The 26,732-nt window shown below is 72.3% G+C and carries 24 protein-coding genes, 3 tRNA genes and 1 pseudogene; 11 read left to right on the top strand and 17 right to left on the bottom strand.

Going from position 1 to position 26,732, the window contains the following annotated elements; all coding sequences use genetic code 11:
• The first annotated feature begins 43 nt into the window (after positions 1-43).
• On the top strand, positions 44-655 hold the full coding sequence (locus tag ACFOW4_RS11870) for a hypothetical protein (protein ID WP_377527041.1): 612 nt from the start codon (positions 44-46) through the stop codon (positions 653-655).
• A 55-nt stretch (positions 656-710) separates the two neighbouring features.
• Here the strand turns inward: ACFOW4_RS11870 and ACFOW4_RS11875 are convergent, their stop codons facing one another.
• Positions 711-2,309 (bottom strand): ricin-type beta-trefoil lectin domain protein, encoded by a 1,599-nt coding sequence (locus ACFOW4_RS11875; protein WP_377527043.1) that lies wholly within the window; start codon positions 2,307-2,309, stop codon positions 711-713.
• A gap of 163 nt (positions 2,310-2,472) precedes the next feature.
• Entirely contained in the window at positions 2,473-4,641 is a 2,169-nt protein-coding gene (locus tag ACFOW4_RS11880; protein ID WP_377527044.1) for a hypothetical protein, read from the bottom strand.
• Between the two features lie 123 nt (positions 4,642-4,764).
• Here ACFOW4_RS11880 and ACFOW4_RS11885 point away from each other — a divergent pair, with 123 nt between their 5' ends.
• The gene (locus ACFOW4_RS11885; RefSeq protein ID WP_377527095.1) at positions 4,765-5,472 is read left to right on the top strand and encodes a glycosyltransferase family 2 protein; all 708 of its coding nucleotides are present in this window, start codon (positions 4,765-4,767) and stop codon (positions 5,470-5,472) included.
• Here the strand turns inward: ACFOW4_RS11885 and ACFOW4_RS11890 are convergent.
• Both ACFOW4_RS11890 and ACFOW4_RS11895 read right to left on the bottom strand, forming a co-directional pair.
• The gene (locus ACFOW4_RS11890) at positions 5,458-6,351 is read right to left on the bottom strand and encodes a transketolase family protein (RefSeq protein WP_377527046.1); all 894 of its coding nucleotides are present in this window, start codon (positions 6,349-6,351) and stop codon (positions 5,458-5,460) included. The genes ACFOW4_RS11885 and ACFOW4_RS11890 overlap by 15 nt on opposite strands.
• 5 nt (positions 6,352-6,356) lie before the next feature.
• Positions 6,357-7,052 carry a transketolase gene (locus ACFOW4_RS11895; protein ID WP_377527047.1) on the bottom strand — a complete coding sequence of 232 codons (696 nt, stop codon included), beginning with the start codon at positions 7,050-7,052 and terminating at the stop codon, positions 6,357-6,359.
• A 47-nt stretch (positions 7,053-7,099) separates the two neighbouring features.
• Between ACFOW4_RS11895 and soxR the strand changes: the two genes are divergently transcribed.
• On the top strand, positions 7,100-7,561 hold the full coding sequence (soxR, locus tag ACFOW4_RS11900) for a redox-sensitive transcriptional activator SoxR (RefSeq protein ID WP_377527050.1): 462 nt from the start codon (positions 7,100-7,102) through the stop codon (positions 7,559-7,561).
• Positions 7,562-7,584: 23 nt separating this feature from the next.
• On the opposite strand, the gene ACFOW4_RS11905 is transcribed toward soxR, so the two are convergent.
• Entirely contained in the window at positions 7,585-8,562 is a 978-nt protein-coding gene (locus tag ACFOW4_RS11905; RefSeq protein WP_377527051.1) for an NAD(P)H-quinone oxidoreductase, read from the bottom strand.
• Positions 8,563-8,732: 170 nt separating this feature from the next.
• Between ACFOW4_RS11905 and ACFOW4_RS11910 the strand changes: the two genes are divergently transcribed.
• Together ACFOW4_RS11910 and ACFOW4_RS11915 are read left to right on the top strand one after the other, a co-directional pair.
• Positions 8,733-8,819 (top strand) — tRNA-Ser (locus ACFOW4_RS11910).
• A gap of 301 nt (positions 8,820-9,120) precedes the next feature.
• Complete coding sequence (locus ACFOW4_RS11915) at positions 9,121-9,663, top strand: YbhB/YbcL family Raf kinase inhibitor-like protein (RefSeq protein WP_377527053.1); 543 nt, start codon at positions 9,121-9,123, stop codon at positions 9,661-9,663.
• A 60-nt stretch (positions 9,664-9,723) separates the two neighbouring features.
• Here ACFOW4_RS11915 and ACFOW4_RS11920 read toward each other — a convergent pair whose 3' ends face one another.
• Complete coding sequence (locus tag ACFOW4_RS11920) at positions 9,724-10,434, bottom strand: class I SAM-dependent methyltransferase (protein WP_377527054.1); 711 nt, start codon at positions 10,432-10,434, stop codon at positions 9,724-9,726.
• 211 nt (positions 10,435-10,645) lie between these two features.
• On the opposite strand from ACFOW4_RS11920, the gene ACFOW4_RS11925 reads away from it, so the two are divergent.
• On the top strand, positions 10,646-12,460 hold the full coding sequence (locus ACFOW4_RS11925) for a hypothetical protein (RefSeq protein ID WP_377527057.1): 1,815 nt from the start codon (positions 10,646-10,648) through the stop codon (positions 12,458-12,460).
• Between the two features lie 11 nt (positions 12,461-12,471).
• On the opposite strand, the gene ACFOW4_RS11930 is transcribed toward ACFOW4_RS11925, so the two are convergent.
• Positions 12,472-13,248 (bottom strand): IucA/IucC family C-terminal-domain containing protein, encoded by a 777-nt coding sequence (locus tag ACFOW4_RS11930; protein ID WP_377527096.1) that lies wholly within the window; start codon positions 13,246-13,248, stop codon positions 12,472-12,474.
• A gap of 330 nt (positions 13,249-13,578) precedes the next feature.
• Here ACFOW4_RS11930 and ACFOW4_RS11935 point away from each other — a divergent pair.
• A pseudogene (locus tag ACFOW4_RS11935) lies at positions 13,579-15,102 on the top strand (peptide deformylase).
• Positions 15,103-15,174: 72 nt separating this feature from the next.
• Here the strand turns inward: ACFOW4_RS11935 and ACFOW4_RS11940 are convergent.
• Positions 15,175-16,290: a globin domain-containing protein gene (locus ACFOW4_RS11940; protein ID WP_377527058.1), complete on the bottom strand. Its 1,116-nt coding sequence runs from the start codon at positions 16,288-16,290 to the stop codon at positions 15,175-15,177.
• A gap of 142 nt (positions 16,291-16,432) precedes the next feature.
• Here ACFOW4_RS11940 and ACFOW4_RS11945 point away from each other — a divergent pair, with 142 nt between their 5' ends.
• Positions 16,433-17,203, top strand: coding sequence for a CPBP family intramembrane glutamic endopeptidase (locus tag ACFOW4_RS11945; RefSeq protein ID WP_377527060.1), 771 nt, complete (start codon positions 16,433-16,435; stop codon positions 17,201-17,203).
• On the opposite strand, the gene ACFOW4_RS11950 is transcribed toward ACFOW4_RS11945, so the two are convergent.
• Entirely contained in the window at positions 17,164-17,871 is a 708-nt protein-coding gene (locus tag ACFOW4_RS11950) for a hypothetical protein (RefSeq protein WP_377527061.1), read from the bottom strand. The two genes, ACFOW4_RS11945 and ACFOW4_RS11950, sit on opposite strands and share 40 nt — an antisense overlap.
• 1,042 nt (positions 17,872-18,913) lie before the next feature.
• On the opposite strand from ACFOW4_RS11950, the gene ACFOW4_RS11955 reads away from it, so the two are divergent.
• Both ACFOW4_RS11955 and ACFOW4_RS11960 read left to right on the top strand, forming a co-directional pair.
• Positions 18,914-19,004, top strand: a tRNA-Ser gene (locus tag ACFOW4_RS11955).
• Between the two features lie 35 nt (positions 19,005-19,039).
• A tRNA-Arg gene (locus ACFOW4_RS11960) sits at positions 19,040-19,112 on the top strand.
• Between the two features lie 73 nt (positions 19,113-19,185).
• On the opposite strand, the gene ACFOW4_RS11965 is transcribed toward ACFOW4_RS11960, so the two are convergent.
• From ACFOW4_RS11965 to ACFOW4_RS12000, 8 genes are all read right to left on the bottom strand, one after another.
• Entirely contained in the window at positions 19,186-20,382 is a 1,197-nt protein-coding gene (locus ACFOW4_RS11965; RefSeq protein ID WP_377527063.1) for a tyrosine-type recombinase/integrase, read from the bottom strand.
• Positions 20,382-20,624, bottom strand: coding sequence for a helix-turn-helix domain-containing protein (locus ACFOW4_RS11970; RefSeq protein WP_334615620.1), 243 nt, complete (start codon positions 20,622-20,624; stop codon positions 20,382-20,384). Before ACFOW4_RS11970 ends, ACFOW4_RS11965 begins: the two co-directional genes overlap by 1 nt.
• Positions 20,621-22,345 carry a replication initiator gene (locus ACFOW4_RS11975; RefSeq protein ID WP_377527064.1) on the bottom strand — a complete coding sequence of 575 codons (1,725 nt, stop codon included), beginning with the start codon at positions 22,343-22,345 and terminating at the stop codon, positions 20,621-20,623. The genes ACFOW4_RS11970 and ACFOW4_RS11975 overlap by 4 nt, the downstream gene beginning before the upstream one ends.
• Positions 22,342-22,989 carry a GGDEF domain-containing protein gene (locus ACFOW4_RS11980; RefSeq protein WP_377527067.1) on the bottom strand — a complete coding sequence of 216 codons (648 nt, stop codon included), beginning with the start codon at positions 22,987-22,989 and terminating at the stop codon, positions 22,342-22,344. Before ACFOW4_RS11980 ends, ACFOW4_RS11975 begins: the two co-directional genes overlap by 4 nt.
• Entirely contained in the window at positions 22,986-23,642 is a 657-nt protein-coding gene (locus ACFOW4_RS11985; protein ID WP_377527068.1) for a DUF2637 domain-containing protein, read from the bottom strand. The genes ACFOW4_RS11980 and ACFOW4_RS11985 overlap by 4 nt, the downstream gene beginning before the upstream one ends.
• The gene (locus ACFOW4_RS11990; protein WP_377527070.1) at positions 23,639-25,069 is read right to left on the bottom strand and encodes an FtsK/SpoIIIE domain-containing protein; all 1,431 of its coding nucleotides are present in this window, start codon (positions 25,067-25,069) and stop codon (positions 23,639-23,641) included. Before ACFOW4_RS11990 ends, ACFOW4_RS11985 begins: the two co-directional genes overlap by 4 nt.
• A gap of 3 nt (positions 25,070-25,072) precedes the next feature.
• Positions 25,073-25,531, bottom strand: a complete 459-nt coding sequence (locus ACFOW4_RS11995) for a hypothetical protein (RefSeq protein WP_377527071.1) — start codon at positions 25,529-25,531, stop codon at positions 25,073-25,075.
• An 89-nt stretch (positions 25,532-25,620) separates the two neighbouring features.
• Positions 25,621-26,046 (bottom strand): hypothetical protein, encoded by a 426-nt coding sequence (locus ACFOW4_RS12000; RefSeq protein ID WP_377527073.1) that lies wholly within the window; start codon positions 26,044-26,046, stop codon positions 25,621-25,623.
• Between the two features lie 162 nt (positions 26,047-26,208).
• Here ACFOW4_RS12000 and ACFOW4_RS12005 point away from each other — a divergent pair.
• The coding region (locus ACFOW4_RS12005; protein ID WP_377527074.1) for a GntR family transcriptional regulator at positions 26,209-26,732 on the top strand (524 nt) is incomplete at its 3' end.

Consider the following 26,732-nt stretch of genomic DNA (forward strand, 5'->3'; position numbering starts at 1 on the left):
GGCGTGGGGAAGGCTGAGGGCTCCACGAACGAGAGGGAGAGTCATGGCACGTTGGGGATTCGCCGCCGCCACCACGTCGCTGTTCGCGGCGGTCGCGCTCGGCGTCAGCGGCTGCGGCGCGGCCGAGGTGGCCAGCCAGCCCGCTCGGGACGCCGCCGTCGAGGTCGCCGCGGCGATGGGCGTCGAAGGCCAGGCGCTGGCCGCGATGGGCTTCGACGCCACCGACCTGGACGTCCAGGCCGTCGCCGCGCCGGCCACGCCCGGTGGGTCCGCCACCCCGGGCGCCTCCCCCAGCGCGGGGGAGAAGGCCCGGCAGAAGCGCGGCGAGGAGTGGCGCAAGCGCCACCAGGCCCGGGTGCTGCTGCGCAGGAACACCCTGCACGGCGAGGCGGTGGTGCAGACTAAGGACGGCGGTACGCGGACCGTCGCCGTGCAGCGCGGTGCGGTGACCGCCGTCGACGGCGACTCGATGACCGTGAAGTCCACCGACGGGTTCACCATGACCTGGACCCTCGGCGACGACCTGCGGGTGGTCGAGCGGCGCGCGACCGTGCAGCCCAGCGAGGTCAAGGTCGGCACGACGCTCGGCGTGGCCGGGGCGAAGGACGGCGACCGGAACGTGGCCCGCCTGATCCTCATCCCCCGCACGAAGTGAAAGGAGGGGCCCCTTGTTAACGCCCAGGCGTTAACAAGGGGCCCCTCCTTTCACTTCAGTAGACGCGCGAGCCGATGAAGTCGTCGTGGCCGTAGCCGACCGGGTTGGCGAAGCTACGGGACTCGTACGACCACTGCTGTCGGGTGCTGGTGGAGCAGGCCGCCAGCCGCAGCCGGGGGCTGCCCAGCCACGGGTTGTCGAACGCCACGCAGAGACTGCCCGCGCCGGCCGGCTTGAGCTGGTTGCCGGCGAAGACGAACTGCTGGGCGGCGCTGCCGTTGCAGTCGTAGATGTTGACCGCGGTGCCGGCGGTCATCGACCCGCCCGCGACGTCCAGGCAGCGGTCGTGGGAGAGCTCCGAGTGCAGCGACCTGCGGTTCGGGTCGTACCAGAAGCCCTGGTTGCGGCCGCCGTGGCAGCCGTACGACTGCTGGGCGGTGCCGTTGCGCGAGTCGTACCCCCTGCCGTCGACGCAGGTGCCGGTGGCCAGGTTGCGCAACTGCTTGAACTCCAGCAGCCCCGGGTAGAGCACGCCGCCGCCGGTGCTGGCCGGGTCAACGCAACTGGCCCGGTCCTGCCCGGAGTTCCAGAACTGGGTGATGCACTGGGCGAACATGCCGTGCCCGCGGGCGTTGGGGTGGAACGACTGCCGGGCGGCGTTCTCGTCCCAGATGCCCAGCTCGATGTAGAGGCCGCGGACCGAGGTGTTGTCGGTGCACACCTCGTGGCCGTGGAAGAGTCGGCTGGCGTCCAGGTAGCGGGTGCCGGTCTCGGTGGCGGCGGCGCGCAGCGCCGACTCGAACATCGGCACGGCCTTGTTCCGGGCGAACGCGGCGTCGGCCAGGTAGAGCAGGCAGCCGCCGGCGTACCAGCCGGGGAAGTTCGGGTTGTCCTCCACGTCCGGGCTGCCCGGGCTGGGGTACGACATGAGCACCAGCTCGTAGTCGGAGCGCAGGTAGCCGGCGTTGGTCATGGTCTGCCGGATGTCGGTGAGCGCGTCGACCACCGCCCGGCGGCTGCCGTCGGTGCGGATGGTCCACTGGTCGGTGTAGCGCGGGTAGCAGGGGCCGGTGAAGAGGACCCGGCTGATCGCGCAGTCGGTGGCGACCGGGCCGAACTGGATGGTGCCGTCCCCGTTCGCGCCGACCACCACCCAGATCAGCTTCACGTGCGTGTTGCGCGCCTTGATCCCCAGGTAGTCGCCCTGGTTCAGCTCGTTGTGCTGGGTGGGGCCGCCGGCGATCAGGTTCCACGGGGTGGCGCCCGAGCAGGCCAGGTTGTACTGCGCGTCGGAGGGGATGTCGGTGCGGAACACCGCCTGGTCGTACGAGCGGTCGCACCAGTTGCCGTTCTGGTGGGTGCCGGGGACGTAGTTGCCGACCCCCTCGCCGGAGATCTCGCTGTCGCCCATGGTGATCAGCGCGGTGCGGCGTTGCTCCAGCGGTCGGATGGCCGGAGCGCCGTAGAGGGCCGTGGCCTCGGCGGCCCGGATCGCCTCCAGGTTGGCGGCGAGCGGTTGGACGGCGGGCCGGTCCGCGGCGGTCGCGGGGGCGGCCGGTCCGGCGAGCATCGGCAGGACGAGAGCGGCGGCGACGGCGACGGCGAGATTCCGTCGTCGGGTCGCGCGTTCGCGCCTGGCGGGGGTAGCAGGCATCGACGCACTCCTTTCGACTCGATCGCAGCACGTCGATCGAGTTACCAGACGGTAACGTGCCGATCAACGGATGTGAATGAGTCTCGCCATCCTTGCGCGGAGTGCAGAACCGCCCGGATCGGACGATCCGGGCGGCACGGTCGGCGGTCGCGGCCGACGACGGTCAGCGGCCGGGCGGCAGCGCGTAGCCGACGTAGCCGCGGAACTCCAGCCGCCAGCCGGCCGGGACCAGCTTGGCGCAGGCCGACCTGCCGCCGGTGCAGACGATCGCGTCCACCGAGGACGGGTCGGCCGGCGGTCGCTCGGGCAGCACCGACTGCAACGCCACCAGCTCCGGCGGGCTGCCGTCGGGCCGCCGCAGCAGCAGCCACCACGGGTACTCCCAGTTGTCGTTCTGCTCGACCAGCCCGATCCGGCGGGCGCCGCTGTCGCGTACCGCCGTGGCCGCCCACTGGAACTCCTCGGCCCACTGCGGGCGGCGCAGGAACCGGGTGTCCCAGTCCGAGGTGGTGAAGACCGAGCCGGATCCGACCAGTCGACGGGGGAAGCCGTACGAGAGCGCCAGCACCCCGGCCAGCGCCGAGGTGGCGAGTACGGCGACCGCGACCAGTGCGGCTATCGAGCGCCGCCCACCCGCGCCGGCCGGCGGGGCGGCCGGCGTGTGGGCGCGGTGCCGGAACAGCGCGTCCAGCCAGAGCCCGGCCAGCGGGACGGCGAGGACCAGGACGTAGAGGAGTAGCCGGTTGCCCCACGGCTGCCACTTGATCATGGCGGTGTGCAGCGCCACCGTGGCCAGCACCACCACGGCGTACCCGCGCAGCGCCCCGACCTGCTCGGGGTCGATCCGACGCGGCCGGGCCAGCGCGACGACCGCGCCGATCAGCGCCAACGACCCGGCCAGCGGGAACGCCACCCGGTCCTCGTCCGGATACCAGGCGGGCACCGGGAACACCTCCCGGCCGAAGGTGATGGCCCGGTCCTGCGGGTCGACCCCGATGGCGTCGGCGCCGCCGATGATCGCCTCCGCGCCGGCCCGGCGCAGCGGCGCCAGCGGGGTGTCGAACGCGGTGTGCCCGATGCGCAGCGCGTTGACCAGGATCGAGGGCGGGTCGTGCCGCTCCATCGGGATCGACTCGCGCAGCCGGGGCGGCCCCAGCGGATGCCCGAACTCGGCGGTCACCCGGGCCAGGAACGGCCCGACCACCACGGCCGCCACCAGCAGGATCAGCACCGAACCGCCGACCGTGCGGGCCAGCCCGCCGGTACGCCGGGCGCCGGCTCCGGTCCACGCCGACCGCAGCTGGGCGATCCCCCAGAGCAGCAGCAGCGGGCCGACCGCGATCAGACCGCTGGTCTTGGTCACCGCGGTCAGGCCGGTGGCGGCCCCCAGGCCGAGCAGGGTGCCCCAGCCGGTACGCCGACGCAGCCCGTCGAGCACCAGCGTGGCCGCGCACGCCACCCAGGCCGCGCAGACCAGGTCGGTCTGGGTGCTGGTCGCCTGGAGCACCACCATCGGGGTGCTGGCCAGCACGATCGCGGTGAGCAGTTGAGCCCGTCGCCCACCGCCGAGCTGCGCGGTGATCCGGGCGGCCACCAGCAGGCAGCCCACGCCGGCCGCCCACTGCACCAGGTTGTGCAGCCGGTCGCCGCCGGTGAGCAGCCGCAGGTGCAGCAGCAGATACTCCGCGCCGGGCGGAATCGTCACCTGCCGGTGGATGGCGGTCGCCCAGAAGTCGAGGTCGCCCTGCGCCACCCAGTGCTCCACCTTGGGCAGGTGGTACGTCTGCGAGTCGAAGTTGTTCGGCTCGGCGAGCAGCGCGACGAGCAGTTCCAGCAGCACCAGCCCGCCGACCGTGCCGGCGAGCAGCCGCTCGCCCCGGCTCGCCGTCCGCCAGAAGGCGGCCAGCGGGGCGGCGCGTCCGTACCGCGGCCGGTGCGTATCCGTGGCACCGCTCGCCGGACCGGATGGGAGGGTGGCCGCCGGGCCGGCGCCGGCCTCGCCGACGCCCGCGCCGACCAGCGTTCTGGTTCGTGGTTCGGTGGCCGGGGCGCCACGCTGGACGGTGTCCCGGCTGCGGCGCCACCCGACGACTGCCGCGGCGGCCACCAGGAAGAGCAGCCAGGCGGCGACGAACGCCGGCCGGGTCAGCGCGTGCAGCGCGCCGAGCACTTCGACGACGAGTACCGCGTACGCCCCGGTGAGCAGGGCCGCGCGCACGACGGCGAGTCGCAGCGGCGCCACCGCGGCCGACTCGGCCGGCCTGGTGGCAACGGTGAGCAGGAGCACCGCGGCGGCGGGCGCCACCGCGAGCGGGAAGTCGGCAGCCGACATGGCCGGAAGTAAACACCATCCGACTGCGCCCGCCACGCCGGATGCCGACGGTGCTGGCCTCCGCCGTGCTGACCAGCCAGGCTAGGCTAGGCCCGACATATCGTCGCCACCGTGGAGATTCCCGTGAAGCTCTCGATCCTCATGCCGGTCTACAACGAGGAAGAACGCATCGCGGATGCCCTCAAGCAGGCATTGGCGGTCGACTACCCGTGCGAGATCGAGCTGGTGGTGGTCGACGACGGCAGCCGGGACGGCACCGGTGAGGTCCTCGGTCGGGCCGACGACGCACGGCTGCGGGTCATCACGCACCAGCGCAACGCCGGCAAGGGCGCGGCCATCAAGACGGCGGTGGACAACGCCGAGGGCGACTACATGGTCATCCTCGACGCCGACCTCGAGTACGACCCGCAGGACATCCCGAAGCTCCTCGACCCGGTGCTGGACGGCCGGGCCACGGTGGTCTACGGCAATCGCACCTTCGGCAGCCACAGCGCGTACAGCTTCTGGTACGTGATGGGCAACAAGGGCGTCACGATGGCGGCGAACGTGCTGTTCAACTCCTACATCGGCGACCTGGAGACCTGCTTCAAGCTCATGCCGGTGGCGCTCTACCGGTCGCTGGACGTGCGCTCCCGCGGCTTCGGCATGGAGGCCGAGGTGACCGGCAAGCTGCTGCGCCGCCGGATCCGGCCGTACGAGGTGCCGATCAGCTACCGGGCGCGTGGCCGCGAAGAGGGCAAGAAGATCACCTGGAAGGACGGCGTCGAGGCGATCTGGATCCTCGGCCGGGAGCGCGCCCGCCGCCGTCCCACCGCCTCAAACCCGCGCTGACTCCAGGAACGCGCTGATCGACCGCCGCAGACCGACGGCGTCCAGGCCGTGCCACCGGGCATGGTCCGCCGGGTCGCCGTACCGGCGTAGGTCGGTCCGGCCCACCCCAAGGGCCAGCAGCCGGTGCGGCACGTCCGCCAGGGCGCGGCCGACGGCCGCGCTCGACGTGCCCGCGAGGTACGGCTCGACCAGCACCACCTTGTTCGTGGCGAGCGTCCGCAGTCCCGCCGCGTCGAACGGTCGCGGCGTGTGCGTGTACGCGACCGTCACGTCCAGCCCCTCGGTCGCCGCCAGCGTCGCGTCGAGCATCGGTCCGACCGCCACCACGAGCGGCGCCCCCGGCCCACCGTGCCGCAGCATCCGCAGCCGCCGCGCGTCGGGGTACGCCCGCGCGTTGCGTTGCTCGCTCAGCCGCAGGTAGACCGGGTCGTCGGTGCCGACGGCAGCGCGCAGCAGCGGGGCCACCTCGTCCGGGTGACCGGGCACCCGCACCGTCCAGCCGTCGCCGAGCGTGTCGAAGAGCGCCACGTCCCCCGGCGACTGGTGGGTCCGGCCCTCCCGCGAGCCGTCGTACGACGCGCCGATGCTGACCAGCACCGCGCCGACGCCCTGGTGGTCCAGGTCCAGCTTGATCTGCTCGTACGCCCGGTCCACCAGGAACGTCGCGTACGAGTGCACGATGGGGCGCAGCCCGGTCAGGGCGAGCCCGCCGGCCACCCCGATCATCAACTGCTCCCGGATGCCGACGTTGAGCACCCGGTCGGGGTGTCGACGGCCGGCCGGGGCGAACTGGCTGGCCGAGATGTCGGCCAGCACGAGGGCGGTACGCGGCTGCTCCTCGAGCAGCGCGGTGGTGGTGTCGATGAACGCGGTCCGCATGACGGTCATCCCTTGCTCTCGACGCGGGCGATGACGACGTGCGGCCGGTCGGGCCGGTGCCCGGTCAGCGCCGCGTGCAGGGCGGTGTGGTCCCGGCCGTCGACCGTGTCGGCGGTCCAGCCGTCGACGGTGAACCGGCTGGCGATGCCGCCCGGCCAGCCGTGGGTGGCCGAGGAGTTGTCGACCACGATCGCGGTGAGATTCGCCAGCCCGGTGGCGCCGGCGTACGCGATCGCCTCGTGGTTGGCGCCCTCGTCGAGTTCGGCGTCGCCGAGCAGCACGTACACCCGGGGCTTGAGCAGCCCCTGGGCCCGCAGCCCGAGCGCGGTGCCGACGCCCAGCCCGAGGCCGTGGCCGAGCGAGCCGGAGCCGATCTCCACGCCGGGGATCAGCGTCCGGTCCGGGTGGTGGCCGAGCCGGCTCTCCGGTCCGGCCAGGTCGTCGAGCCAGGAGTCCGGGATGAAGCCGTGCGCGGCGAGTACCGCGTAGTAGGCGACGGGCCCGTGTCCCTTGGAGAGCAGGAAGCGGTCCCGTTCCGGATCGTCGACGGTGTCGGGGCTGATCCGCAGCACCCGGTCGTAGAGCACCTGGAGCACGTCGATGGTGGAGTGCGCGCTGGGCGCGTGTTTCTCGTCGCCGGTCAGCCGGCGGATCAGGGGTCGGAGTCGGGCGTGGGTGTCGGTGGTGAGTGTCGTGGCCATGCCGATAGCCTGTGACTTGAAGTGCGCTTCAACTCAAGGACCGGGTGATGCAGGACTCACTGACCATCGGCGAGCTGTCCGTCCGCTCGGGCGTGGCGCCCTCGGCGCTGCGCTACTACGAGCGGCTGGGCCTCATCCGCGCCGAGCGGACCGGCGGCAACCAGCGCCGGTACGCCCGCGCCGAGCTGCGCCGGGTGGCCTTCATCCGGATCTCCCAGCAGGTCGGCGTCTCGCTCGAGGAGATCCGCGAGGCGCTGGCCTCGTTGCCAGGCGGCCGGACCCCCAGCCCGCAGGACTGGGCCCGGCTCTCCGCCACCTGGCGCAGCCGGTTGGACGAGAAGATCCGCCTGCTCACCAAGCTCCGCGACGACCTCGACGGCTGCATCGGCTGTGGCTGCCTGTCCCTGCAGCGCTGCACCCTGTACAACCCGGAGGACACCCTCGCCGGCGAGGGGCCGGGCGCCCGCCTGGTGCTCCCCCGCGCGGCGGGAGACCCGGCACCCGCCTGACGCCCACCGCCCGGTACTCGGCGTCACCCGGTCGTGAGCAGCACCTTGCCGACGTGGTCGTTCGACTCGACCAGCTCGTGCGCCGCCGCCGCGTCGGCCAGCGGCAGCCGCCGGTCCACGATCGGCCGGATCCGGCCCGCCTCCACCAGCGGCCAGACCTCGTCCCGGACCCCGCGGACGATCGCCGCCTTGTCGGCCAGCGGCCGGGCCCGCAGGTTGGTCGCCGCCACCGTGGCCCGCTTGGTCAGCAGCGCGCCGAGATCCAGCTCGGCCTTGCGGCCACCCTGCATCCCGATCACCACCAGCCGGCCGCCGGTGGCCAACGCGGTCACGTTCCGGCTCAGGTAGGACGCGCCCATGATGTCGAGGATGACATCCGCGCCGTGGCCGTCGGTGAGCCGCCGGACCTCCTCGACGAAATCCTGCTCGCGGTAGTCGATCGCGTGCGCCGCACCCAGCTCGCGCAACCGTGCGTGCTTGGCCGACCGGGCGGTCGCCAGCACCGTGGCGCCGAGGGCCACCCCGAGCTGTACGGCGAACGTGCCGATCCCGCTGCCCCCGCCGTGCACGAGCAGCGTCTCGCCGGAGCGCAGGCCGGCGAGCCGGACCACGTTCGACCAGACCGTGCAGGCCACCTCCGGCAGCGCCGCGGCGTCGACGAGGTCGACGCCGGCGGGCACCGGCAGCAACTGCCCGGCCGGTACGGCCACCCGCTCGGCGTACCCACCGCCGGCCAGCAGCGCGCACACCTCCTGCCCGACCCGCCACCCGGTCACCTCAGCGCCGACCGCGCTGATCACCCCGGAGCACTCCAACCCGAGGTACGCCGGCGCGCCCGGAGGCGGCGGATAGTGCCCCTGCCGTTGCAACAGGTCGGCGCGGTTGACGGCGGTGGCCCGTACGTCCACGACCACCTCGCCCGGGCCGGGTTCCGGGTCGGGCACCTCGGCCCACACCAGCGCGTCGGGCCCACCGGGGTCGGGAATGGTGATCGCTCGCATGGGCTCAGTCTTACCCGATCCCGGGTCGGGCCGCAGGCGCACCCGGTTCCCGCGCTCGCCACTGTGGACGGATAGGGCCCGGACAGGCACGCCCCGGGTGGGACGCCGGCCCGCCCGTCGAATGGTCGTGGCAGACTAGGCACGGCCGCGCACCCCCGGGTGGCGGCCCAGGAGGGTTCGCCTAGTGGCCGATGGCGCTGGTCTTGAAAACCGGTAAGGCAGCGATGTCTTCGTGGGTTCGAATCCCACACCCTCCGCCGACGAACGGCTGCGACGCCGGACCCGCGGCGCGGCGGTGAACTGCGCTGCTCCAGCGGGCGGCGCGGCCCGGGTCGAGCGGGTCGAACGGCGTTCGTCGGCGCGGGTCGTCAGGGCTGCGCCGAGCCCGGCGGCTCGTCTTCCCGGCGGTGCTCCCGGATCTTCTCCAACGTTGCCCTCCGACAAACGATAGCCACCCAGCCGCATCCGGCCGAGGGTGGCACTTCCGGTCGTCGGGTGGGCCGGGACGGGGTATGAAGGGCGCAGCAAGTTTCGCGCACTTTCGGAAGGACCGTCCCGATGACCCTGGAACGACCGATCGCCCCGGATCCGTACGAGCTGCTGCCCACGGTGCCCTCATTCACCCTGACCAGCGACGACGTGCAGAACGGCGAGCCGATGGACACCCGGCACGCGCACGGCAGCACCGGTGGCGAGAACGTCTCCCCGCAACTGGCCTGGTCGGACTTCCCCGCCGAGACGAAGAGCTTCGCGGTGACCTGCTACGACCCGGACGCGCCCACCGGCAGCGGCTTCTGGCACTGGGTCCTGGTGAACGTACCGGCCGGGGTCACCCAGCTGCCCACGGGTGCCGGCGGCGCGGCGGGCACCGACCTCGGCGGGGCGTTCTCGGTCCGCAACGACTACGGCGACCAGGGGTACGGCGGTGCGGCGCCGCCGCCCGGCGACCGGCCGCACCGGTACGTCTTCGCGGTGCACGCCCTGGACGTCGACCGCCTGGACCTCACGCCGGACGCCAGCCCCGCCTACGTCGGCTTCAACCTGACGTTCCACACCCTGGCCCGCGCCGTCATCCGCCCCACCTACCAGATCAAGGACTGACGCCCGGTCTCCGCGGTCTCGCACCCACGCTGCGGCGGACGGTGCGAGACCGCGGTCGGGTCAGGAGGGTACGCGGGCCACCGCGAAGACCGACTGGCCGAACGGCGGGCGCAGGCGCTGCTCGACTGCCTTGGTGGCGGGGAGCACGACGCTGTCGTACACGCTGACCATCGGGCCCTCCTTCGGCATCAGCCGGAAGACCTTGGTGGCCATGAAGTAGCCGAGGAGGCCCAGCGCGTTGGCGTAGTGGATCTTCTCCACGGTGAGGCCGGCCTCGGTCATCGCCGCCGCGAGCGTCTTCTTCGTATAGCGGCGCACGTGCCCGGTGGCGATGTCCGCCGGGCTCATGGCGAACTGGAACGCCGGCACGATGATCACCACGGCGCCGCCGGGGCGGACCAGGTCGCGCATGCTGCGGAGCGCGCCCACGTGGTCCTCGATGTGCTCCAGCACGTTGTACGAGACCGCGGCGCTGTGGTCGCCGCGCTCGTTGTGGGGCAGCAGCATCTGCCGGACCTCGATGGTCGGCCGGTCGGCGAGCCGCTCCTTGAGCAGCACCAGACGGTCCGGGTCGGCCTCGGTGGCGGTGATCCGGGGGAGCCGCTCCGACCATTCCAGCGCGTAGTCGCCGAGACCGCTGCCAATCTCGATCGGATCGTCACCGAGGTACGGCACTGCCAGCTCCACGAACCAGCGGCGATGGTTGACGGCGGTCGCCAGCCCTTCGAGCACCTCGGACTGGACGCGCTGATCCCCAGTGATGTCTGCCATGCGTCGATTCCTCACGGTAAGAACTCGACCCGTGCCTTGGACCGACAATGTGAATCATCCGCGTGGGAAGCAGAAGAATCGGGTAGCGGGATGGCGGAATTGCGGTCGGGGGTGGGCACGGGATCGGCGGTCGGCGAACCCGGCACATAGTACGGCAGTACCCCGAAACATGTCACGGCAGTGCCATACCCTGACTACCCTTCGAATTGTCATGACTACTCCTGAAACGGACCCGCCCGGCGCCGGCCCGCCCTCCGTGGCGCCGTTGGGCGAGCCCGGTCCGCCCCCGCGGCGGGGAGGGTTGGTCGATGTGGCTGCCGTGCTGAGCTTCGTGGTGCTCGGCTTCTGGGTCACCGGGCGGCTGTGGCTGACTCCCGGCAGTGGCGTGCGGGACAACCCCTCGGATCAGTCGCAGTTCGAGTGGATGATGGCGCATGGTGCGCGGGTCGTCACCCAGTTCGCCTATCCATTCGGCTCGGACCGGATGAACGTGCCGGACAGCGTCAACCTGATGGCGAATACGTCCGTATTATCCATTTCCTTGCCAATGACGCCGGTCACCGTGCTGCTCGGTCCGCGTGCGGCATTCCTGCTGTTCCTCACCGGCGGGATGATCGCCACCGCCGTCGCCTGGTACCTGCTGCTCTCCCGGGTGCTGATCGGTGCCAGAGGGCCGGCCTGGCTCGGTGCCGGCTTCTCCGCGTTCGCGCCGGCGATGGTGTCGCACGCCAATGCGCACCCGAACATCGTGTCGCAGTTCGTCGTACCCCTGATCATCTGGCGGACCCTGCGGCTGGGCCGGCCGGGCCGGTGGCTGCTCGACGGAGTGCTCCTCGCCCTGGTGATCGTCTGGCAGGCCTTCCTCAACCTGGAGATCCTGCTGATGACCGCGATCGGCCTCGGCGTGGTGATCGCGGCGCTCGCCCTCGCCCGCCCGGAGGTGCGGGCCCGGGCCCGGCCCTTCCTCGCCGGCCTGGCCGTCGCCGCCGGGGTCGCCGCGCTGCTGCTGGCGTACCCCCTCTACGTGCAGTTCTTCGGCCCCGGCGCGTACGCGGGGCTGTCCCGGCTGATCCGTGGCTACTCCAGCGACTTCGCCTCGTTCGTCGCGTACTCCCGCGAGTCGCTGGCCGGTAGCCCGCGGACGGCGGCGAAGCTGGCCATCAACCCGACCGAGGAGAACAGCTTCTTCGGCTGGCCACTGCTGGTGCTGGTGGCCGCCCTGGTCTGGTGGCTGCGACGGTCGGTCGTGGTGCTCGTGCTGGCCGGGCTCGGGCTGCTCTTCGCGGTGCTCTCGCTGGGCCGGGAGATCCGCTTCGCCGGGCGCGAGACCGGGGTGCCCGGTCCCTGGGCGGCGCTGGAGAACCTGCCGATCCTGCACTCCGTGGTGCCGACCCGGTGGGCGTTGGCGATCACCCCGATCGTCGGGCTGCTGCTCGCCTACGGCGCCGAGCAGGCCCGTACGCTCGTCCGCAGCCACCCGGCCGCCCGCGGGCCGATCCGACTCGCCACCGCGACCGCGCTCACCATGGCGCTGCTGCCGATCCTGCCCACCCCGCTGCAGGTGGACCGCCGCGACCCGGTCCCCGCGTTCGTCACCTCCGGAGCGTGGCGTCCCTATGTCGCCGGGGGGCGCAGTGTGGTGACCCTGCCGTTGCCGGACACCAACTACGCCGAGCCGCTGCGCTGGTCCGCGGCGACGCGGCTGGACATGCCGCTGGCCCGCGGCTACTTCCTCGGCCCGGACACCCGGCCGGGCGAGGGGCGGATCGCCCTGTTCACCGCCCCTCCGCGGCCCACCAGCAGCTTCTTCGCCACCATCCGGCGCACCGGCGCGGTGCCGCCGATCACTCCGCAGGACCGGGTGGCGGCGGTCGACGACATGCGCTTCTGGCGGGCCGGCGTGGTGATCCTCGGGCCGCACGAGTACGAGGTGGCGCTGCGCCGGGGAATGACCGAACTGACCGGGATCAGGCCGGTCTTCACCGGCGGGGTCTGGGTGTGGGACGTCCGGTCGCTGACCGACTGAGCCGGGTCGGGCTAGCGGACGCAGCAGCCCTGGCAGACCTTCGGGCTGGGCAGGGTGAAGGCGAGACAGCAGGTGCGGCGCTGCACGGTCGGCTCGCCGGTCGGCCCGGGCGCCAGCTCCACCAGGTCGCGCAGGTTCAGTGCGCCGAGCAGGGTGTCGATGGTCTGCACCGTCGAGCCGGGCAGCCCGTCGGCGGCACGCAGGATGCCGTTCGCTATGCCGGAGGCGACCGAGCCGAGCAGCGTACGGGTGCCGATCCGGACCTCCGCCTGGATCGCCGCGATCAGCGGGGCCAGGTGGGCGTCGAGCAGCGAGCCGCGCAGCGCGGCCAGCAGCTCCGCCTCACCGGCCACGACCCGCACCTCGGGGTGGCCGGAGAGCGCCAGCGGGTCGCTGGGCAGCACGGCGACGCCGGTCGTACGGCGCAGGCCCAGGGTGAGCAGCGGGCGGTGGTCCTCGAAGTGGATCAGCACGTCGGCCGGGTCGAGCAGCGGCACCCGCCGGGCCGAGGCCCAGCCGAGGACCACGGGCAGGGACGTCCAGTAGCTGTACGACTTCCAGGCCAGCGCCGCGCAGGCGTGCGGGGTGCCGCCCCAGCGCCGGGTGGCCGCGTGCAGCAGTTCGGGCAGCCGGGTGCCGTCGATCAGGGTGGTGGCGGGCGCCCAGCCGAACTCGTCGGTGACCAGCAGCCCCGGCGCGAGGCCGGGCAGGTCGTCGGTGCCGAACATCGCCCGCAGCGCCGCGGTGACCGGCGCGAGCGGCGTGGGGGCCACGTCGTGCCTCGGCATCACCGCTGTCACCTGCGTCATCCCCCGTCCGCGTGACCGAGGAGAGTGCCTCGGCGGACGACCGCTGCCGTCCTGAGCTAAGGCTAGCCTAAGCACACCCGTGGGTCTAAGGGAAGCCTCACCTCGGTCGGATCGGGAGGCGTGGGTCACTCCCCCCGGCGGGAGTCCGGCTCCGCGCCCCGGCGTACTACCCGACCCTGGCCCCGGAAAACGCCGGCGCAGGATTGACAACCGTCGGTTGATTGTCAAGTGGTGTGTCGGCAAGGTGGCAGACGCGTGTGCGCCCGAGCACGGAACGTGAAACTGATACTCCCGGCCACGAGGAAGCCGATGACGACCTCCCCCCTCGAACGGGCTGCCGACTCCTTCGCGGCCGAACTCGCCCGCCACCGGACGGGGCGAGGGCTGTCCAAGAAGCAACTGGCCGCCCTGATGGGGTTCGACCCGTCCTACGTCAGCCACGTGGAAGGGCGCCGGCACCGCCCGACCGAGGACTTCGCCCGCCGCGCCGAGGCCGTGCTCGAGGCCAGCGGCGCGATCTGGCAGCGCTTCCGGGAGTACGACGAGCTGCGGCACGCCCGCACCGGCCATGCGCAGCGCGAGCCGCAACTGCCCGGCCAGTAGCTGCCGCCCGGCACCGGCCTGGTGGTCGAACGGGAACTCGCCACGCTGATCCACACCGACGAGGCCTACCGGTGCGTGATCCGCCGCGAGCTCTACAACGCCGGCACCGAGCCGGTCACCCGCTACCTCGTCCGGGTCGCCGTGGACCGCTATCCGAACGACCCCGGCCGCTCCAACCGGCACCACCGGGAACACCCGCTCACCTTCGCCGAGCTGCAACTACGCGCTCATCGCCATGACGGCGGCGGTGAGCCGGAGGCGATGCACTGGCGGGCCAAGCACGACCGGGACGCGTTCAAGGAGATCTGGCTGCTCTTCGAAAACGGCGAACGGCGCTTCCCGCTCTACCCCGGCGACCGGGCCACGCTGGAGTACGCGTACTGCGTCGGGCGGGAGAAGTGGGGCCCCTGGTTCCAGCGGGCCGTCCGGCTGCCCACCCGGCAGATGTCCGTACGCCTGGACATGCCGGCGGCGCTCGACCCGCAGGTCTGGGGCGTGGAGACCTCGCTCTCGGCGGAGGAGGGACCGCTGCGGACGGCGCCGCAGCGGCGTGACGAGGGTGACCGGGCGATCTTCGAGTGGCAGACCGACGATCCGCCGCTGAACGCCCGCTACCGGATGCAGTGGCGGTTCCGCGCCCGCCCGGAGACCGACCCACCGTCCGGAGGCAACCGGCTGCGGCCCAGCGAGCGGATGCGCGGGATCGGCATCGTGCAGCGCGGTGCCGACCTGCTGCGCCAGCCCGGCCGACCGTTCGACCTGCCCGCGGAGGCACAGGCGGCCCGGGACGTGGTCGACCGGCTCACCGCCACCCTGGTCCGGCTGGACGAGCTGCACCCGTTCAGCAAGGGCGTCGGCATCGCCGCCCCACAGCTCGGCATCGGCCGGTCGGCGGCCGTGGTTCGGCCCCCCGATCGGGCGGCCGAGCCGGTGGTGCTGCTCAACCCCCGGGTGGTCGACGCCGCCCCGGACGCCGACGAGCAGTACGAGGGGTGCCTCTCCTTCTTCGACCATCGCGGCCTGGTCCCCCGGCCACTGCGCCTGGACGTCGAACACGCCCAGTGGGACGGCAGCCGGATCATCACCTCGTTCGAGTTCGGCATGGCCCGGCTGGTCGCACACGAGATCGACCACCTGGAGGGGCGGCTCTACGTCGACCGGATGGCGCCCGGGGTGCCGCTGGTCCCGGTCGAGGAGTACCGGGAGACCGGCAACCCCTGGCGGTACTAGTGCCGACGCGGGGACCGGGGCGCGTGCCCCAGGGGGCAGGGGCACGCGCCCCGGCATGGAGGGAGGAACGCTCTAGAGATCACCGAAGGTGTCGTAGCGGATGTGCGGCGGCGGCACCTCGTCCGCTGCCAGCACCCGCAGCGTCGACCGGACCATCCGGGCCGAACCGGAGACGTAGCAGTCGTGCGTGGTCCACGGGCCGTACCGGGCCACCACGTCGGGGATGTCGCCCTGCTCGCCCTCGAAGTCCGGTTCGTCGCTGCAGGCCGCGGTGACCGACAGCCACGGGTGCGCCGCGACCAACTCCCGCAGACCGGCCAGGCCGTACAGGTCGGCCGACCGGCGGGCGCCGTAGAAGACGTGCACCCAGCGGGTCCGGTTGTAGCTGGCCAACTCCTCCACCAGCGCCTTGACCGGCGCCAGCCCCACCCCGCCGGCCACGCAGAGGATGTCCCGCTCCGAGGCGCGGTCCAGGGTCATCGACCCCATCGGCGCGGCCAACCGGAGCAGGTCACCCGGCTTCACCCGGCGGACCAGCGCACCGGAGACCCACCCCGCCCCGGGCGTACGCACGTGGAACTCCAGCACGTTGTCGTCGTTCGGGGCGTTCGCCACCGAGTACGTCCGCCACACCCGCGGGTGGTGGCGGGGCACCTCCAGGCTCACGTACTGCCCGGCCCGCCAGGGCAGCGGATGCTGCAACGCCCGGCAGGTCAGCACGGCGGTGTCCGGCCCGTACCGCTCGTGGGTCAGCACCTCCGCGTGCCAGAACGGCGGGTTCTCATCCGCCGCCGCGCCGGCCAGCATCGTCGTCGAGATGGCCGCGTACGCGTCGCGCCACGCCTGGTCGTACTCCAGGTTCCAGCTGTCCCCGGCGACGGTGCGCAGCGCGTCCAGCAGCGCCACGCCCATCGTCGCGTAGTGCTCCTCGTCGACGTGGTACTTGCGGTGGTCCCGCCCGAGCGCGCGGAGGAACTCGTCGAAGCTCTCCGGGTCGCCGACGGTGTGGATCGCCGTGATGATCGCTTCCAGCAGGCGGTCGCCCTGACCGGTCATCTGCACCGGGAAGAGCTGCCGCAGGGCGGGATCGAGCAGGAACAGCCGGGCGTAGAAGTGACCGGTCAGCCGGTCACGGTCCTCCTCGACGAGAGTCCAGCTCTCCTTCAGCAGCCGCGCGACGTTGTCCACGGACACGCTCCTTCTCCTGACGGCGGATCGGGTGCCCATAGAATCTCCACGCAACGTGTCGACCGGTCGCACAGAATGTGCGACCGGTTCACGCCGCCGCTCGGCGGTGCCGTCGGGGCCGCCGGTCGGGCACAGTGGTGCGGTGACCCTTGAGCTGACCCGCCCGGTGTCGCGCCGGCTGCTGGGGACCGAGACGCTGCTGGTCCTCGGCCTCTCCCTCGGCCAGTCCGCGGTCTACGCGGTCGTCTCGATCATCGCGAAGCTGACCGCCGACGGTCCGCTCTCCAAGCAGACCGCCTCGCTGAACACCTCGGCGTCGGCCCGACCCTGGCTGGACCTGACGTACCAACTGCTCGGCATCGTCTTCGCGCTGCTACCGGTGCTGCTCGCCGTACACCTGCTCAGCCGCGACCCCGGCGACCCGGCGCGGACCCTCGGCCTGGACGCCCGGCGACCCGGCCAGGACCTCGCCCGGGGCGCCGGCCTGGCCGCGCTGATCGGCCTGCCCGGCCTGGCGCTGTTCTGGGCGGCGGCCCACCTCGGCATCAACGCCACCCTGGTGCCGGCCGCCCTGCCGGACGTCTGGTGGACCGTCCCCGTGCTGATCCTCGCCGCCGCGCAGAACGCCGTGCTGGAGGAGGTGATCGTGGTCGGCTACCTGGTCACCCGGCTGCGTCAGCTCCAGTGGCGACTCGCCGCGATCATCGCGGCCAGCGCCCTGCTCCGCGGCTCCTACCACCTCTACCAGGGCTTCGGCGCGTTCCTCGGCAACGCCGTGATGGGCGTGATCTTCATCCTCTTCTACCTGCGCACCCGGCGGGTGCTGCCGCTGATCATCGCGCACACCCTGCTCGACGTGGTCGCCTTCGTCGGCTACGCCCTGCTGCCCAGGGACTGGTTCGACTGGCTCTGACCCTGCTCGCCCACGCTCGCTGACCGGCCGCGGGCCGGCCGGTAGGCCGTCGTCGCCCGGGCGGCGAGCCGGTCGGTGGCCGCCGCGTCGCCGAGCGCCGCCGCGAGCACCGCCGCGCCCGGCAGCAGCCGCGACGCCAATCGCAGCGCCAGCCACCCGCCGGCCTGCGCGGTGGGCGGCGCCGCCAGCCGCCACGACGCCTCCGCCACCCGGGACCAGGGATCCTCGCCGGGCGCCGCCGCCGCCCGCGCCGCAGCCAACGCGGCACGCGCACTCGCCGCATCCGGATGCACCTGGGTGAGCACCAGCAACTCCACGGCCCGATCGGGGTGCGCCGGATCCCGGCCGTACGTCGCCGCCAGGTGCAGCACCAGGTTCGCCTGCGTCCAGAGCACCAAGACCAGCTCGGCCAGCGGCGCGAAGAGTCCCGCCACCGCCGCCGCTGCCCCGTCCACGCCCGCCGAGCGGACGAAGCGCCGGGTGGCCAGCCGCGCCAGCCCGTCCGCCGGAGCGTCCGGGTACCGGTTCCGCAGCCGCTCGACCCAGTCGCCGGCGTCCGGCCCGAGCGCCCGCACCGCGGCCAGCGCCAGCAACTCCGGCGCGAAGCCCGGGTGGTCGAGCAGCCGTGCGGTCACCGCCCGCAGGTCCGATTCCGGCGTACGCGCCACGGCCGCCGGGTCGACCGGCTCGGCCGTGCGTTCGGGTGCGGGTACGGCCTTCTTCGGCGCGGCGCTCTTCCGCGCGCTCGGCGCTCGCCTGGCCGGGGTCGCCGCTCGGGCGGCCGAAGCGGTGCCGGCAGACGGTGGGCCGCTGGCGGTCGGCTCATCGGGGGTCGTGCCCGAGGGGTGGCGGCAGCCTTCCGGGCGGCGGCCTTCCTGGTGGTGGCTGTCTCGGAGGTGGCCGCCTCGGTGTTGGCCGTCCTGGAGCTGCCGGTCCTGGAGCTGCCGGTCGTGGCGGTCGCGGTCTTGGTGGTCGCCTCGCTCGCCGGAGTGGCCGGGCGCGCCGGGGTAAGTTCCCGCGCGGGAGTGGCCTCGCGTGCTGGCGCGTCCTGCGCCTTGGTGGCTTTCCGCGCCGGGGTGGTCCGGCTCGCCCGGACCTTCGGGGGCGGCGCGGTCTGCTCGATTCCGTCTCCGGCTGTCTTCCCCGCTGGCGTGGAGGGCCGCTCCGGGTCGCCGTGCTGGCCGACTGGCACGTCCGTCGGAGCGGCCGAGCTGACCGGGCCGGTCGGTTCGGCGTGGCCGGGCCGGCCGGTCCTGGCGGTCGCCTCGGTGTGTGCCGTGCCACGTCGGCTCGGATCCGTCTGCCGAGGCAGCGGCCGGTCCGGGTCCGGTGGCTGGAAGAGCACCGCCGGGGCGGCCTTGACCCGCCGTGGTCGCTGACCACTCGGGGTCCCCTGGGCCGGGTGGTCCGCTGTCGTCCGGTCGGTCGGTGCCGCCGGTCCTCCGGCTGGCTCTCCGGCTGGCTCTCCGGCTGGCGGAGGCGGGACCGGTGGGGTGAAGGTCGCCTTGGGGGAGCGTCGGCGCGCTCCGTCAGCAGGCTCTCGGCGGGTCGACTCGCTGGGCGGCTGCTCCTGCATATCGATGGAGCGTAGTCCCGATCACTCCCGCGCACAGCGGGGAAACACGGAGTTGGCCGGCCGAGGGGGAAGTCGCTTTGCTCCCGGTGGGTGGCGACCTGTATCCTCGGGCGCGGTGGTCTGCGGGCCACCAGGGAGACTTCGCCTAGTCTGGTCTATGGCGCCGCACTGCTAATGCGGTTGGGGTCTTAAAGCCCCTCCCGGGTTCGAATCCCGGAGTCTCCGCGCGAAAGCCGGGTGTGTACACTGGCTGAGCACGAGCGCCCGTAGCTCAACGGATAGAGCATCTGACTACGGATCAGAAGGTTAGGGGTTCGAGTCCCTTCGGGCGCACACAGTTGAACAGCAAGAACGCACAGGGCCGGTCGCTTGCGACCGGCCCTGACAGCAACCGGTGACAGCAACGTCATTCCTCGGGCTCCTCATCCAGCAGGCCGCCCAGCTGATCCAGGGCCGCCCGCTTGTCGTCCAAACTCACATGCCCGTAGATCGTCATGGTCATTTCCAACGTGCTGTGTCCCACGATGTCCATCACCGTCCGGGGCGGCACGCCCAGAGCAAGCAGCACCGAGACGCAGCCGTGCCGCAGGTCATGCAGCCGGATCGCCGGCAGCCCAGCCGCCGAGCACTCGGCCTGCACCAGACGAGTGCAGTTGCGCGGATCCAGCGGGGTGCCGATGGGTGTGGTGAACACGTAGCCCAGGCTCGGCCACTTCGCCCCGAGCGCCAGGCGTTCCGCTTCCTGGCCCTGCTGATGGTCCCGCAGCGCCCGCACGACCATCGCCGGCAGCGGCACCGCCCGGGTCGACCGCTGCGTCTTCGTCGGGAAGGTCGCCAACTGCCCCTCGACGCGGTGCAAGCTGCGCCGCACCCGCAGGACGCCCACCTCCAGGTTCACGTCCTCCCACCGCAGGCCCAGCACCTCACTACGCCGAAGACCGAGCACCGCGAACACCACGAACAGCGCGTGCAGCCGGTGACCCCGCGTCGAGTTGAGCAGCGTCCGAACCTGCTGAACCGTCAACGGCTCCCGCTCCTGCTTGACCGGCCGAGGTGCCCGAACCAGCTTCGCCACGTTGCGCGGGATGATCTCCTCCCGCATGGCGTCTTCCAGCGCCGCCCGCAGCACCGCGTGTGCCAACTGCGCCGTCCGCTCTCCCACTCCGTCACCCGCGAGCGCAGCGAGGAACTGCCGAACGTCACGGGCGCCCAGCTGGCCCAGACGCTTTCGCCCGAGCTTTGGCACGAGGTGCTTGGCGATCAAGTCGCGGTACGACCGGGCGGTGTTCGGACGGACCCGAGGGGCCGCTACCTGCTCCATCCACTCTTCGAGGTACCGGGCCACCGTCAGGCCGGCAGGAGCCAGGGGTGCGCCCCCCTGAACCTGCTTGCGCATCTCGACAAGCTTCGTCTCGACCTCCTCGGGCGAGCGCCCGTAAACGTAGCGACGCGACTCCCCGCCGCCAGGCTTGGGCACGAAGTATGCCGCCGTCCACCGGCCGTCCTTGCGCAGGTAGATCGAGCCCTCACCGTTACCACGCTTGGACCGCCGCGGCTTTCGTTCCGCGGGCGGCTGCTCCCCAACGCTTTCTGAGCGTGGCATCAGTCGTCCTCCCCGGCTTCCAACCGCGCCACGTACTCGCGCAGAGCAGTTGCCGAAATCCGGCGCGAGCCGCCGGCCTTGACCGACCGCAACTGCCCGGAGCGGATCAGGTCGAAGACCTTGGACCGCCCGATGTTCAGCACCCGAGCCACCTGCTCCGGCCGAAGCAACAGCGGCGGCAGGTCATCCGCCGGCAGCTCCCACAGCCGCGCCGGCACCGGCCGCACGTCGGAGACAGTCACCGTCGTTCCTCCTTGTCGTCAACGTCGAGCAGAGTTGCCGAAACACCGGGCGGTGGCTGATTGCGTCTGGCGGCGTCGAGTTGGACGCGCCATTGGATGCGTTCGGAAATGGCGCGCAGCACCCGATGCCCGAGCGGGGCAACGTCGGGATCGGTCGGCCGAGCGAGTTCCCAGGCGTGGCGTTGCTCGCCGCCGGCCGGGGCGGTCTCGGCGTCGGTGGTGACGCCGAGCAGGGCCTTGACCCAGTCACGGCGGTCGGCCCGGTGGTCGGCGAGGGTCTTGCCGGACCACTGGCGGGAGATGAGGACGCGGCGCCCACCGATGCCGAGGGTTTCCCGCTTGTGGACCTTGTTCTTGCAGTTGCCCGGCCGCAACCTGGGGCGTGCCTTCTTCGGTTGGATGCCGTAGAGCAGCCAGTTGGCGCACCGCTCCGAACAGGGCGTATGCCGCAGCTCCAACCACAGGCGTTCCAGGTGTGCCCGCTGCCGGCCGGTGGTCACCTGGTGGCAGTCGGCGGCCTGCTTGGTGAGGTACTTGGTGATGTAGCCGACGCACCGGTCCGCGTCCTTGCTGCCGGCGAGCACACCCTTGGCGTCGACCTGCACACCGAAGCGGACGACGTGCACAGGTTGGGCGTCGGGGTCGGCGTCGACCAGGTCCAGGGCTTCATCCCACGACGGCAGCAGCCGCCCAGTGTCGGGGTCGGCGTAGCCTGCGGCGTCTGCGTCCCACTGCGGTGCCTGGCCCGGTTCGTAGACCCGCTGATCGACCGAGGGCCACCACACCTGGTGGTAGGTGGCGGCGGCGACCTGGCGCACCAGCGCCCGGGGGATGGTGCCCCGGATGGCGAAGTGCGCGTGCGGGGCCAGCCGGCGCTGCGGCTCCACCGCTCCGGCGTACTGGACGTTCCAGCCGACCGCCCGGCGCAGGTTCTGCCAGAACCGATCCAGCAGCCGCGGGAAGTGCACCGCATCCCAGGCCGCCCGCCGGTAGTCGTAGGCGTCCGGGTCGACCGGCGTCCCGTCGGAGTGCACGCGGCCGTAGGAGCCGAGGGTGAGGGTCAGGAACATCGACGGACGGAACACCTGCCCGCCGTGACCCTCGAAGGTCCGTCCCACGGTCCGGTTCTCCACCGGCAGCCGGGGTAGGTCCGGGGCATCCTGTCGCCGTTTGGTCGAGCGGACCCGGCGCTTGCCGTCGCCGTCGTCCTGGTCCTCGCTGCCGTGCGGCGGGGCAGGCCGGCCGCGCAGTCCTTCGGTGGTGATCTGGCCTTCCAGTTCGGCGATCGCTTCGTCGAGGTCGGCGACCTGGTCCCACTGGGAGGCGCGGGCGGCTTCGTCGCGGGCGAATTCCAGGTGGGCGCGGGCGACGATCAGGCCGCGTTGCGCGTCGGTGGCCGGCGCGGGTCCGGGGTCGGGTTCGTCGTCGCGGTGCCAGCCCTCGCGGATCTGCTGCTGCCGCAGCTTCCGTGCCCGCTTCGCGCAGGCGGGGCACTTGGCTTCCTGCGTGGCGCCGCACGGCATGTCGATGACCTCGGTGCGGCCGGAGTCGAGGTCGGTGCGGCGCAGCGAGACGGGTCGGGTACAGACGCCGTAGTCAGCGGCCAGGTCTTTGACCACGTCGACGGAGCGGGGCATGAGCATCCTGGCGGCCCGGGAGCCCGACCTCGGCTCCACCACGGGGTCGGGGGCGAGGCCGGGCAGCGTCGGGGTAGTCGTCATCGGCCCACCTCCGCAACGGCGGCGGTCAGGTCGCGGACCCGCAGGGCGGGGCGTGGGTCGGCGGTGGCGTGGTCGTCGCGCAGCGGGTCGAACGCCACGACGCCGGCCCGGGTGGTCTTGGCCCGGTACATGGCCGCGTCGGCGTCGGCCAGGGCGGCGGCGAGGCCGGACGGGCTGGCGGGGGCGAGGCCGATACTCGCGGTCACCGACACCGACACGCCGGACGGCAGCCGGACGGGGGCGGCGATGGCGGTGGCGAGGTGGCGGGCGGCCGTGGCCGGATTCGGGTCGAGGAGCAGGGCGGCGAACTCGTCCCCGCCGAGCCGGGCCGCGACGCCGTGGACCGAGCGCAGCCGGGCGGCGACGGCGGTGAGGACCAGGTCCCCGGCGGCGTGGCCGTGGGTGTCGTTGACCGGCTTGAAGCCGTCCAGGTCGACTACCACGACCCACGGCCGCAGCGGGGCGAGCTGGGTCCACGCGTCGCCCAGGCCGGCGCGGTTGGCGAGGCCGGTCAACCCGTCGCGGAGGGTGGCGCGTTGCAGGGCAGTCAGTTCGTAGCGGGCGACATAGAGCCGGTACTGATCCCAGCAGAACAGGGCGAAACCGGCGACGAGGAACAGGCCGGAGAGCAGGTGGTCGGTCATCGGGTCACCTCTCCGATCAGCGGGACGCCGTTGCGGCGGACGAAGGCGGTCGGCGACACCGGCACGACCGGAGCCGGGGCGACCGGGGCGGGACGGGTCGGCTCGACCGGGACCAGGGCGACCGGTTCCGGCGTGGCGGTGGGCGGAGTCGGCTCGACCGCAGGAGCGGGCGGCGTGACCGCTCGGGCGGGCGGAGCCACGGCCGGCGGAGCAGGTGCCGCAGCCGGGGCGGGTTCGTCGGCCGGCACGGGAGCCGGCGCGGTGGTGAGGACGAGCTTGGACAGGCCCATGAAGGCCAGTGCCGGGACTGCGGACAGCAGCCACCCGGACAGGCCCGGTTTGGCCACGGCGAGTTGAGCGGCGAGTGAGAGGGCGACGGCGGCGACGAGCAGGAACATCGGGTACCGGATCGAGTGACCGGCTCGGCGTCGGCGGCGGATGGTGAGCAGGGCGGCGACGGGGACGAGTTCGGAGATGACGGCGTTGGCCCAGCCGAACCACTCGCCCGTGCCGGCCGGCGAGTTGTCGAGGGTCCAGTCCTTGACGTGGGTGAACGACGCGGCGCCCGCGAAGCCGGCGACGAGCAGGAGGATGACGATGAGGACCAGGCCCTCGATGCGGTCGGCGCTGGTGGCGGTGGGGTGGGGTTTCATGCGGCACCGTCCAGGATCTCGCCGTCGATGACGCGCAGGCGGCCGTAGGTCTGGGCCATGTCGCGGATCTCGTCATCGGTCAGGTAGGAGAACCGGACCCGCATCGGTGTCGGGTCCCCGTCGATGACCACGAACCCGACACCGGGCAGGGACTGCGGGATGCGGTCGCACAACGCCCCGCGGTCGCGCATCCCTTCACCGAGCACCAGGTCGACCTGAGCGGCTTCCGCGAGCCGGAGCCCGATGCGGGTCGGGAACAGGTCCCGGAACGGCAGGACTTCCTTGCGCGGGTCCTGGATGGCGGCGACGACGTGGACGCCGACCGCCCGGCCCTGCGACAGCAGGATCGAGAGCGCGGCCTTGATGCGGTCCTTGAGTTGCCGGTCGGTGAGGTAGGCGGTCAGGTTGGCCAGTTCATCGATGACCAGGACGATCAGCGGCTCGTCCGGGGTTGGGGTGTGTTGGCGGGTGCGGCCGTAGAGCTTGCCGGCGCGGTCCTTGGCGACGGTGGCGGCTTCCTCGATCAGCTCACACATCGCGGCGTAGTCCTTGCGGGCGAAGCGGGTGAACATCGGCGCACCCATGCCGAGTTCCATGCCGCCTTTCGGGTCCAGGCCCCAAATCTGCACGAGCCCGGAGGTGACCCCGGCGGCGAGGGAGCGGACCACGGACCAGATGACCGAGCCCTTGCCCGACCCGGTGGCGCCCACGACGAGGACCTGTGTGCCGAACAGGCGCAGCTCGTAGCCGTCGCCGTCCTCGCGCTTGCCCACCGGCAGAGCGGTGAACTCGGGAACCGCCGGCACCGGCAGCGGTCGGACGAGCTTGGCGAGGGGGTCACCGCGGAACAGGTGCAGCAACACCACATCCGGGCGTGGACCGGGTGCGGCCTTGACCTGCCGGACGCCGAACGTGTGGGCGAGGCGTTCGGCCACCTTGGCGAAGTCGTCGGGGATCTGCCCGGTCACCATCCGCACGACCACCACGTCGACACCGCCGCCGCAGCGCACCCGACGCAGCACCGGTAGGACGGTGTGCCCGTCGAAGGAGACGGCGAGCTTGGCGGTCACCATCGCCGCCATCCACTTGCGGCGGTAGAGCATCCGGCGGTAGCAGGACAGGACCGGCCACCACCCGAACCGCAGGAACGACGGCCGGTGCCCGAACGCCCAGCCGGCGGCGGAGGAGGCGACCAGGGCGACGAAACCGACCGGACCGGCCCAGCCGAACCGTCCGTAGAGCCAGGCGAAGAACACCGCTGGGACGGTGACGTACCAGAACCGCACCGCCACGAAGACCAGCCGGGCCAGTGCCTTGAGCGTCCACCAGGTCAGAGCCACCCACATCGGGATGCGGATGAACGGGGTCCGCACGTTGATCGGAGCCGAGTCGATCCGGTCACCCCGGATCACGTTGACCAGCGGCACGGCTCAGCCCTCCCCAGCAGCAGCGGCGAACAGGGCGGCCTGCCCCGGCGTACCGGGACGACGACGCACCACCCGACGACGCGCCGGCATCCGAGCCGGCAGCAACGCGGCCAGGTCCACCGGCCCGGACTCCGGGGCGGGGACGCGGCGGGTCATGGTCGGCAGCCACCGGCCACGACCGAGCACCGCCCGCAGGTCGACGCGATCGGCCACGTGCGGGGCGATCAGGTCCGGGTCGAGGTGGCGCAGCTTCACCACCGTCCGGGCCAGAGCGGCAGCGGCGGCGGAGATCTCCACCAGCGCAGCCACCCGGACGGCATCGGCGGGGACGGTGGTGTAGACCTCGCGGGCGGCCCGGATACCAGGGCCAGCGAGACGCATCACCGTGCGGCGGTGAGTGCGACGGGCGGCGGCGGGGCGCGGGTTCCCGACGATGCGGGCAGCGTCAGCTAGCGTGGGCATCAGCCCAACTCCTTTCAGGGAGATGAGGGTCAGGCGCGGGGCGGGAGTTGTCTTGGCGGGCGAGTCCCGCCCCGCGCGTCCAGATCTGGTCAGGCCGCCTGCTTCACAACGGCGGGTTCGGTCATGGCCCCGGCGCGGATCGACCACGCCTGCCGCGCCCTGCACTTCCCCGAGCCCTTGCACCGCTGCGAATCCACGTACGGGGTGAGGGTCACGTCGGAGAACTGCACCGCCGGCGGATAGCCGGGGATCTTCGACGCCGGCGGCACCGGCTGCACCGGAGCGGCGATCTTCACCTTGACTTCCTTCGTGCCACCGAACTTCCCGGCCTCCGGGTCCAGGTCCAGGACCTTGACCACCCACAGCCGCTCGCCCGTGTCCTTGTCGCGCGCCTGGTCATCGCCCTGGCCGCGCTTGTCGAAGTCCGTCACCGGCTCCACACCCAGGCACAGCGCACCCTGCGGAAACACGTACTCGAACGGAACCGGAACCTTGATCGTGTTCGGGACAGCCATTGCCCTACCTCCAGCTCTGCCCGCCGGCACTCCACCGGCCTCGGGATGCGACTTGGCTAGCCAAATCGCGTAGGACTCAAGCTAGGCCAGCCTGGCTAGCCAGGTCAAGAGTTTGGACGCTGATTGGTCTAGCTTGGCTAGTCAGCAGCTACCCTGACCTGCATGACCAGCGAGCTGGAAAACCTGGCCGGGCTGGACCCGGACGACCCCAGGCCCCCGTCGCAGCAGATCGCCAACGTTCTGCGAGCTGCGATTCGTACCCGCAAGTTCGAGCCAGGCGAGCGACTGCCGTCGCAGAACGACCTAGCCGAGCGCTACAACGTTGCCCGAGAGACGGTCAAGACGGCGCTGCGCATCCTGCGTGACGAGCGCCTGATCGTCACCCGTCAGGGCAGCGGCGCATTCGTTCGCGCACAAACCGAGCGTCCGGTGGGACTGCGGCCCCATGTCGAGGCGGCCTTCGAACGCGCCCACGTCACGATCGAATTCGCCGGCTTCTCCGGTGAGACCCTCCACGGAGTGCTGACCGAGCCGCTCGACAAGATCCGTGCCGGGCTACTCACGCCAGAGTCCGTTACCGTTCGCATCCTGCTGCCAGACACGGGAGAGCCCATGGCCCTGCCGTGCCTGGCTGAGACGCAGGCCGACGATCCCGGCGTGCGCGAGCGCGCCGAGCGGATCACCCG

Source organism: Micromonospora sp. GCM10011542 (assembly GCF_042650685.1).
Classification (GTDB): domain Bacteria; phylum Actinomycetota; class Actinomycetes; order Mycobacteriales; family Micromonosporaceae; genus Micromonospora.